This is a genomic window from Actinocrinis sp. (assembly GCF_035938995.1).
Taxonomy (GTDB): domain Bacteria; phylum Actinomycetota; class Actinomycetes; order Streptomycetales; family Catenulisporaceae; genus DASZGI01.
The window spans coordinates 1-8,887 of the sequence record NZ_DASZGI010000095.1; the positions used below are offsets into that span (position 1 = coordinate 1).

General features: G+C 68.8%; 7 protein-coding genes and 1 pseudogene. 5 read left to right on the top strand and 3 right to left on the bottom strand.

The genetic code is table 11. The features are described 5' to 3' along the window. Window positions 1-109: 109 nt before the first annotated feature. From VGZ32_RS06055 to VGZ32_RS06065, 3 genes are all read right to left on the bottom strand, one after another. Complete coding sequence (locus tag VGZ32_RS06055) at window positions 110-640, bottom strand: hypothetical protein (protein ID WP_326884841.1); 531 nt, start codon at window positions 638-640, stop codon at window positions 110-112. 704 nt (window positions 641-1,344) lie between these two features. After that, window positions 1,345-2,007, bottom strand: a complete 663-nt coding sequence (locus VGZ32_RS06060; protein ID WP_326884842.1) for a response regulator transcription factor — start codon at window positions 2,005-2,007, stop codon at window positions 1,345-1,347. Further along, window positions 2,004-3,191: a sensor histidine kinase gene (locus VGZ32_RS06065; protein WP_326884843.1), complete on the bottom strand. Its 1,188-nt coding sequence runs from the start codon at window positions 3,189-3,191 to the stop codon at window positions 2,004-2,006. The genes VGZ32_RS06060 and VGZ32_RS06065 overlap by 4 nt, the downstream gene beginning before the upstream one ends. A gap of 381 nt (window positions 3,192-3,572) precedes the next feature. Here VGZ32_RS06065 and VGZ32_RS06070 point away from each other — a divergent pair. From VGZ32_RS06070 to VGZ32_RS06095, 5 genes and pseudogenes are all read left to right on the top strand, one after another. Continuing rightward, window positions 3,573-4,013 (top strand): annotated as a pseudogene (locus VGZ32_RS06070) (response regulator transcription factor). 160 nt (window positions 4,014-4,173) lie between these two features. After that, window positions 4,174-5,139 (top strand): ATP-binding cassette domain-containing protein, encoded by a 966-nt coding sequence (locus VGZ32_RS06080; protein WP_326884846.1) that lies wholly within the window; start codon window positions 4,174-4,176, stop codon window positions 5,137-5,139. Window positions 5,140-5,142: 3 nt separating this feature from the next. Further along, the gene (locus VGZ32_RS06085) at window positions 5,143-5,946 is read left to right on the top strand and encodes an ABC transporter permease subunit (RefSeq protein ID WP_326884847.1); all 804 of its coding nucleotides are present in this window, start codon (window positions 5,143-5,145) and stop codon (window positions 5,944-5,946) included. A gap of 110 nt (window positions 5,947-6,056) precedes the next feature. Continuing rightward, entirely contained in the window at window positions 6,057-7,613 is a 1,557-nt protein-coding gene (locus VGZ32_RS06090; RefSeq protein ID WP_414642489.1) for a rhamnogalacturonidase, read from the top strand. Between the two features lie 135 nt (window positions 7,614-7,748). After that, a complete protein-coding gene (locus VGZ32_RS06095) occupies window positions 7,749-8,780 on the top strand; it encodes an alpha/beta hydrolase (protein WP_326884849.1) in 1,032 nt (343 codons plus the stop codon). Window positions 8,781-8,887 lie beyond the last annotated feature (107 nt).

Below are 8,887 nucleotides of genomic sequence, written 5' to 3' on the forward strand. Positions count from 1 at the left end.
CCTCTGCATCGTGCGGGTGTGCCGGTGGATCGTGTCGAGCGCGAGTATGGCCGTGCGGGTACGGCGAGGCGGCCTCGTGTCCGGTCTGGGATGGTCCCGCTTCTCGGGACTACCACTGCATGGGATGAATGAAGGCTGCCGCAGGTTTGCTGAGCCATTGGGTGATGCGCATGGTGAGTCCCAGATCGGCCAGTCGCGCGGTGCGTAGATTGGTCAGTCGGCTCGCAGTGCAGCCGATCTCGTCGGCGAGCGCGGCCCACGCCAGTCCGTCGCACTGCCGCTGATCATTGAGTGCGCAGTGAAGTTCGTTCAGGTCCCATCGAAGTCTGCTGTCCGGGCCGGCGTGCGGGAGCCGAGTGTCGCCGACATCACGAGCTGGGCCGGTCAGGAATTCTTCCGGTGCTCGGCCGAGCCAGCGAAGCATGAACAGGGCGTACTGGCATGAGGTGGCGCCGCGCGCTCGCAGCCGCGAGATCGCACCCCCGCACAGGCAGTGGTCATCCGGTCGCCTCGCGTTGAGGTCAACCGACTGGTCCCAGAGTTCATCGGCGAACTCGTACCAGCCCAGTCCACGCACACGCCGTTGGGTGTCGAAGGCGTCGACAAAGGCGTTGAAATCGAAAACGGCGAGATCGGACATGCCCACACGGTACGAGAATTCACCGGACACCGGCAGAACCGATTCCCGTCCGCCCATGTCGGCGATGATGTCGATGCGGTGGGCGGCGGCGGCCGACCGCCTTCACACCGACGACGAAAAAGCGAACCTTGGGTAGGCGGGCACCGTTCGAGCCGACATAGTGGGCCTGGATCTCGCCATCCGAGCCAGGTGCAAGCCTGCCGACGCGGGCCGATTGATGCCGATCCCCGGCTCACCCCCGACCGCGTCCTGGCCAGCGACCCGTGTCCGCGCACCTCACGAGGGTCCCGAGCAGTTCCCGCCGCAGAGGCCCGGCGCTTCCGTTTCCGGCGCATACCTCGCCGTGCCGCCGGGTGTGGCACCGGCGTGAAGGCGTGCACCGAGTTTCACCCGAAAGGCCTGTTACAGCACCCCGTTGATTCATGTGACCTCGAGCACACTTGCCGACCCACGGATTCGACACCGCAATTCCCACGGGCGGTTTCGTTACAAACGGCTGAGCAAGATCATCCCCGCCCCTCCCACTTCCCTCTCACACGCCGCCCTGCGATTCGTTCATGGTTCACGGAACTGCGTGAACCGGCTACTCCACATTCGCCCGCGCGCCTCACCGCGTCGTCGGACGAGCGTCGGCGCCCTCCCGTACGCTCCGTGACGTAGCAGCGTGCGAGTCGTACGGCCGAGTTGACGGCCGCGCGCGAGCGCTAGTCGGCGGGCCGCACCAGCCCGGACTGGTAGGCGAACACGACGAGCTGTGCCCGGTCGCGGGCCCGGAGTTTGACCATCGCGCGGCTGACGTGGGTACGCGCGGTGGCCGGGCTGAGCACCAGTTCGGCCGCGATCTCGTCGTTGGTCAGACCCTGCGCGACCAACGCGACGATCTCGCGTTCCCGCTGCGTCAGCACCTGCATCGTCTCCGGTACGAGCTTGGGCCTGACCGGTCGGGCGGCGAATTCGGTGATCAGCCGCCGCGTCACGCCCGGCGAGAGCAGCGCCTCCCCGCGCGCGACCTCTCGCACCGCGCGGACGAGTTCGGCGGGCTGGGTGTGCTTGACCAGGAACCCGCTGGCCCCGGCACGCAGCGCCTCGAACACGTACTCGTCGAGCTCGAAAGTCGTCAGGACCAGGACGCGCACCGTGGCCAGGCGCTCGTCGCCGGCGATGCGGCGCGTCGCCTCTAGGCCGTCCACGCCGGGCATCCGGATGTCCATGAGCACCACGTCGGGCAACTGCTCGCGCACCCGCTCCACGGCGAGGGCGCCGTCGTCGGCCTCGCCGACGACCTCGATGTCGTCCTCGGCATCGAGGATCATGGCGAATCCGGCCCGCACCAGCGGCTGGTCGTCGGCGAGTACGACGCGAATCACGGGCGCGGCCCCCATTCGGCGCGTACCACGAACCCGCCGCGCGGTCCGGGCCCCGCATCGAGGCGCCCGCCGGTGGACTCGGCCCGTTCCCTCATGCCGCGGATCCCGATGCCGCTTCCGGAGGACGCCGGGGTGGACGCGGCGCCCGCGCCGTCGTCGCAGACCTCGACGTGCAGGCTGCGATCGTTCTCGGCCCGCACGGTGACCTGCACGAACGACGCGCCCGCGTGCCTGATCACGTTCGTCAGGGACTCCTGCACGATGCGGTACGCGGCGATCCCGACGGCCTCGGGCACGTCCTGGGTGCGGCCTTCGAGGACGACCCCGGTGCGCAGCCGTGGGCTGCCGCTCGACTCCACCAACGCCCGGATCTGCGCGATCCCCGGCGTCGGCATCCGCTCGGCCGACTCGCCGTCTGCGCGCAGGACGCTGAGCATCGCGGTGAGCTCGTCGAGCACGTCCCCGCTCGCCTGCTGGATCGCCATGAGGGCCTGTTTGGCCGCCTCCGGGCGCTGGTCGGCCACGTGCGCGCCCGCGGCGGCCTGCACGTTGATCATCGCCATCGCGTGGCCGACGCTGTCGTGTAGGTCCCGGGCGATGCGCAGCCGGTCCTCCGCGATCCGGCGCCTGGCCTGCTCCACTCTGGTCAGCTCGAGGCTGCGGGTCTGCTGCCGGACGCCCTCAAGGTAGACGCGCCGGTTGCGCGCCACCTCCCCCAGGAACACAGCTGCGGCCGCCCACCCCGCGAAGATCAACGGGAGCACCGTGGCCCCGAGTCGCGTGGTCAGCGACACCACGGTGAGCACGACGACCAGAAGTCCGGTCCCCGACGCGGCCGTGCGGCGCGGGGTGTGCCAGCCCAGTGAGAACAGCACGAGCATCCCCGCGAGATAGATCGGCCCGACCGGATAACCGCGCCCGAGGTAGCAGCCGAGTGCCGCGACCACGAGGATCAACGCCGTGCGCGGGAATCGGCGGCACAAGGCCACCGCAGCACCGGCGAGCACCAGCAGTAGATATCCGAGCGCATCCAAGGTGTGGCCACCGCTCGGCGGCTGGTTGTGCCCGCTTGCGAGAAGGAAGAACGCCGTCAGAACGGCGGCTCCGGCGAGGTCGCGCAGCCGCCCGTCGGCTGCATGCGCTGCATTCGGGCGCTGCGTACTCGCACTGTTCCGGCCGATCATGCTCCACACACTACGATGGCCACGCCCCGACATCGTCCGCCCCGCGGCGTAGCCGGCATGTACGCAAGCCAACGTACGCGCGCCGACCCGGCCGGGCGAGGGCGCCGCTACGACGACGGGCGTACGCGCAACTGCCGCCCACCGCGCGACGACCGTTGCCCGCGGCGCGCGCCACGCTGAACCATCCACGAACACATTGCGCACGACAGGCACGGGCGGGCGCGCGAACGGCTCTTCGGGCCGCGCCTGCGCCGCGGCGTCCTGACCGTCCATATCCTCGCCTCGGTCACCTGGATCGGCGTCGACCTGTGCACGCTCGTGCTTACGATCGTGGGCGCCACCAGCGGCGACACCACGGCACAGCGCTCGGCGTTCGTCGTCATGGGGACGGTCGCGGATGCGCTGCTGATCCTCGTCGGCGAGGCCGATGACGGCGCCGCCGCTGTCGAGCTGGTCAGCGCGCTCAAGCCGGGCGTGGTGCTGATGGACGTCCGGATGCCGGGCGTCGACGGTCTGGAGGCGACGCGCCGGATCGTCGGCGACGACGCCCTAGCCGACGTCAGGATCCTGATCCTGACGACCTTCGAGCTGGACGAGTACGTCTTTGAGGCGCTGCGCGCCGGCGCCGGCGGCTGCCTGGTCAAGCACACGCACCCGGGCGACCTGGTGCGGGCCGTCCGAGCGTGAGCGCGAGATCGTCGCCCTGGCTGCGCACGGGCTGACCAACGACGAAATCGCCGCCGAGTTGGTCCTTAGCCCGGCCACGGTCCGCACCCACGTCAGCGGGCCATGGTCAAGCTGCGTGCCCGCGACCGCGCGTAACTGGTCGTGCTCGCCGACCAGTCCGGGTTGGTACGTCCGCCGTCGTAGCCGGAAGTGTCGCTCCGCGTCGGACGAGGCGAGCCCGGGTTGATCGCACGCTGGAGGGCATGAACACGAACCTGACGCCGTCCTGCTACTCCTCCGAGGACAGGACGGTCCGATGATCGAGCTGCAGCAGCTCAGCAAGCGCTACGGCGACAGACTCGCCGTCGACGCCCTGACCTTCACGATCCCCACCGGCCTCGTCACCGGCTTCCTCGGCCCCAACGGCGCGGGCAAGTCCACCACGATGCGGATGATCCTCGGGCTGGACCAGCCGACCAGCGGCCGGGTCCTGCTGAACGGAAGCCGCTACGACCAGTTGGTCGAGCCGCTCACCCACGTCGGCGCGCTGCTCGAGGCCAAGGCCGCGCAGCAGGGCCGCAGCGCCTACAACCACCTGCTCTGGCTGGCCCGCAGCAACCGGATCCCCGAGCGCCGGGTGGTCGAAGTCCTGGAGACCGTCGGCCTGCAGGACGTGGCGCGCAAGCGGATCGGCGGATTCTCTCTCGGCATGGGGCAGCGCCTCGGGATCGCCGCGGCCCTGCTGGGCGACCCGGCGGTGCTCCTGTTCGACGAGCCGGTCAACGGGCTCGACCCGGAGGGCATCGTCTGGATCCGTACCCTGATGAAGTCGCTGGCCGCCGAGGGCCGCACCGTCTTCGTCTCCAGCCATCTGATGAGCGAAATGGCCCTGACCGCCGACCACCTGATCGTCATCGGGCGCGGGCTGCTGCTCGCCGACCTGCCGATGGGCGAGTTCATCGACCGCAACTCGCGAAGCCACGTGCGGATGGCGACCGACCAGCCTGAGGCGCTGATGGACGCGCTGGACGGCGACGCGGTCGCCTACCGGCGTGGCGCGGACGGAGCGTTCGAGGCCGCGGGCGTCGAACCGGGCCGCATCGCCAAGCTCGCCTCCGCGCGCGGACTGGTTCTGACCGAGCTCAGTGTCCAGCGAGCCTCGCTGGAGGAGGCGTTCATGGAGATGACCGCGGACGCCGTGGAGTACCACGCGGGTGCGGCGACCTCGGCCGCCACGACAGCGCCGACGACATCAGAGTACGAGCAGCGGAAGCAGGGATAGAAGATGACCACCGCAACCATCGCCCCGGCGGTTCGGCCGGGCATCATCAGCCGGTCCGCACCGGTGATCAACGCGGAGTGGACCAAGCTACGCACCATTCGAAGCCCCTACGCGATGCTGATCGCCGGGTACGTCGCCGTCGTCGGCGGCGGCGCGCTGCTGACCTTCTTCATCAACCGGAACTTCAGCAGCATGCCCACCGACGCCCCCTTCGAACCGGTGCGCAGCAGCTTCGGCGGCCTGGTCCTCGGCCAGCTCGCGATGGTCGTGCTCGGCGTGACGATGATCGGCGGCGAATACGCCAGCGGCATGATCCGAGCCACGCTGGCCGCGGTACCCGAACGCGGACTGCTGCTGGCGGCCAAGGCAGTGGTCCTGACCGCGGTCACCTTGGCCGCCGGGCTGGCAACCGCGTTCTCGACGTTCTTCGTCGGCCAGGCGATGCTCGGCAAGCACGGCGTCGGCATCGGCGACCCCAACGTGCTGCGGGCTGTGCTCGGCGGCGCGTTCTACCTGACGCTGATCGCGCTGTTCTCACTCGGCGTGACCACGATCCTGCGCCGGCAGACCCTGGCGCTGGGCATCCTCATGCCGTTCTTCTTCCTGGTCTCCGGCATCCTGCAGGCGATCCCCGGCGTGACGCGGGTGACCCAGTTCCTGCCGGACCAGGCCGGACAGAAGTTCCTGCAGATCCACCACCAGTCGAAGGACGCGTTCGGGCCCTGGACCGGAGCCCTGATCACGGTGGCCTGGGTGGCGCTGGCGCTGCTGGGGGCTTGGGCCACACTGCGCCGACGCGACGCGTGAGCCACATCATGAGCAGCCCATACATCACTTTCGTCCACCGCCCGCCATCGGCCGCACACCCGAAGGGAGAAGCCGTGGCCAAGTCGGTGAGCCGTCGCCGCATCGTCACGATGGGAGCTGCCGCGACTGTTGGCGCCGCGCTGCCGCTGGTACCGGGAACCGCCGCCGAGGCGGCGCCCTGGACCCCGACGGACCAGCCCGGCCGAGTCTTTGACGTCAGGCGGTTCGGCGCCAAGGGCGACGGTGTGACGATCGACTCCGACGCCGTCAACCGCGCGATCGACGAGGCCGCCAAGGCTCGGCCGCGCTCGGGCGGGGGGCCGGGCGGCACCGTCTACTTCCCGGCTGGCACGTATGCCTGCTACTCGATCCGCCTAAAGAGCAACCTCGCCCTATACCTCGCGCAGGGCGCCACGCTGCTCGCCGCCGCGCCCGCCCGCGGAAAGGGCTACGATCCGGCCGAGCCGGGAGCGGGCAATCCGTACCAGGATTACGCGCATAGCCACTGGCACAACAGTCTGATCTGGGGTGAGGGCCTCAATGACATCACCATCTGCGGCCCGGGTGGGATCGACGGTGACGGCCTGGTCGGCGACAGCAGGGAGGCCGATCCGGGGCAGGGCGACAAAGCGATCGCGCTGAAGCTCTGCCGCAACGTCACGATCCGTGACATCACGACCCTCAACGGCGGCGGCTTGGCGATCCTGTTGACCGGTGTGGACAACGTGCGGGTCGACAACCTGGTCATCGACACCGGCGGGGACGGGATCAACCTCGACTGCTGCCGCAACGTCCGGATCTCGGGCACCACCGTCAACTCGCCCAACGCGGACGCGATTGCGCTTAAGAGCTCGTACGCGCTGGGCGAGCCCCGCGCCACCGAGAACGTGACCATCGACAACTGCATGGTCAGCGGCTATGACCTCGGCACCCTGTACAACGGCACGTTCAAGACGACGGCGTCGTACGGGCGGACCGGGCGGATCAAGCTCGGCACCGAATCCAACGGCGGGTTCAAGAACATCGCCGTCTCAAACGTGATCTTCGAGTACTGCCGCGGGCTGGCGCTGGAGAGCGTCGACGGCGGCCTGCTGGAGGACGTGACGATCAGCAACATCACCATGCGCCAGGTGCAGATGCCGATCTTCATGCGGCTGGGCTCGCGGATGCGCGGGCCGGCCGGCGCCCGGATCGGCAGGCTGCGCCGGGTCAACATCAGCGACGTCATCGCCTATAACGCCGACCCCCGCTACCCGTCCGCTATCTCCGGAATCCCCGGCCACCCCATCGAAGACGTCCGGATCAGCAATGTCCGGCACAACCTGACCGGCGGCCTCACGCCGGGAGACGTCGACCAGAGCCCACCCGAGAACGAAGGCGCCTATCCCGAGATCACGATGTTCGGCCCCCTGCCCGCCTACGGCTTCTTCATCCGGCACGCCAAAGGCATAACGCTCGACAACGTCGAGGTCAGGTTCGAACAGCGCGACACCCGTCCCGCGTACGCATTGCGGGACGTGGCCGACGCCGACTTCCACCACAACCGGGCCGACAAGGTTCAAGGAACACCGACCTTCATCCTGGACCAGGTCAACGATTTCACCGTCACTACGAGCCGCCCGGTCCCCGACACCCGCTTGGACCACACCGTCCATAAGGAACTGTGACCCCTCAATGGAATCCACTGCGCACCGAACGAGACGAATCCCCTCGCAATACCCTCCTACCTGCGGAAACCCTCAGATGGCGGCGGGCGGCAGCTTCCCTACCGACAGGTCCCCCGCCGCCGCGGAGCGTTCGCCGTGAACCCGGAAATGGCCGAGGATCAGGCCTCGGATGCTTCTGTCGAGACCGCTCCGTCCCGTTGGCGACCTCGGCTGAAACGATGGGGGCGACGCATCGCGATCGGCTGCGCGGCGCTGCTCGTCCTGACCACCGCGGCGTCGTTCGTCTTCAACGCGTTCACGGCCGAGCGCGCCTTGCCGCCGCCGGGTCTGACCTATGTGGAGGCGGACGGCATCCGCACCCGCTACCAGGAGTGGGGCAGCACCGGCACGCCGATCGTCCTGGTCCACGGCGCCTTCGAATCGGTCGACACCTGGTCGCGACTGGCACCGCTGCTCGCCCGCGGCCACCGCGTGTACGCCTTCGACCTCACCGGCTACGGCTACACCCAACGCAAAGGCCCCTACACCGTCGACCATCAAACCGATCAGCTGCTCGGCTTCCTCGACGCGATGCATCTGGGCGGCACAGGCGATCGTCCCGTGTTGGTCGGACATTCAAGCGGCGCGGCCGTGGTATCGGAGGCCGCGTTGCGCTCGCCGGGACGTATCGCGGGTCTGATGCTGCTCGACGGTGACGCGCTGAACACCGGAGCGGGGCCACCGACCGCCTTCCGCTACATCCTGATAAACCCGTTCAAAACCAGCATCCTGCGCATCGGGCTCAGCTCCGACGCGCTGATCCGAAGCTTCTACAACTCCCAATGCGGACCCGGATGCCCCACCCTCGATCACGCGGGCGTCGACGTGTGGCGACGACCCTTCCAAGTATCAGGAGCCGAAGACGCCTTGTGGAGCATGCTCGACGCGGGCGTACCCGGACTACCCGCCTCCCAGCTCACGGACCTGCACTCCGTGAACCTGCCCAAGTCAGTCGTTTTCGGCGGCAAGGACGACGTCTTCAGTCCCCAAACCCCAACGCAGACCGCCGAACGCATCGGCGCCCCACCACCGACCATCATTCCGAATGCCAAACACTTGACCATGATTTCCAACCCTGACGAGGTGGCGGCCGCCATCCGCGCCCTCACCGCGCGCGCTCCAGCGTGACAGAAGCGCTGCAGGTTCACCCCCCTCCGGGGGCAGGCGGTAGCTGGCTGGAAGCGTCACGGCGACAGTGGCCAAGACATGCCGGGCCGCAGGTGCGACATGCGTGA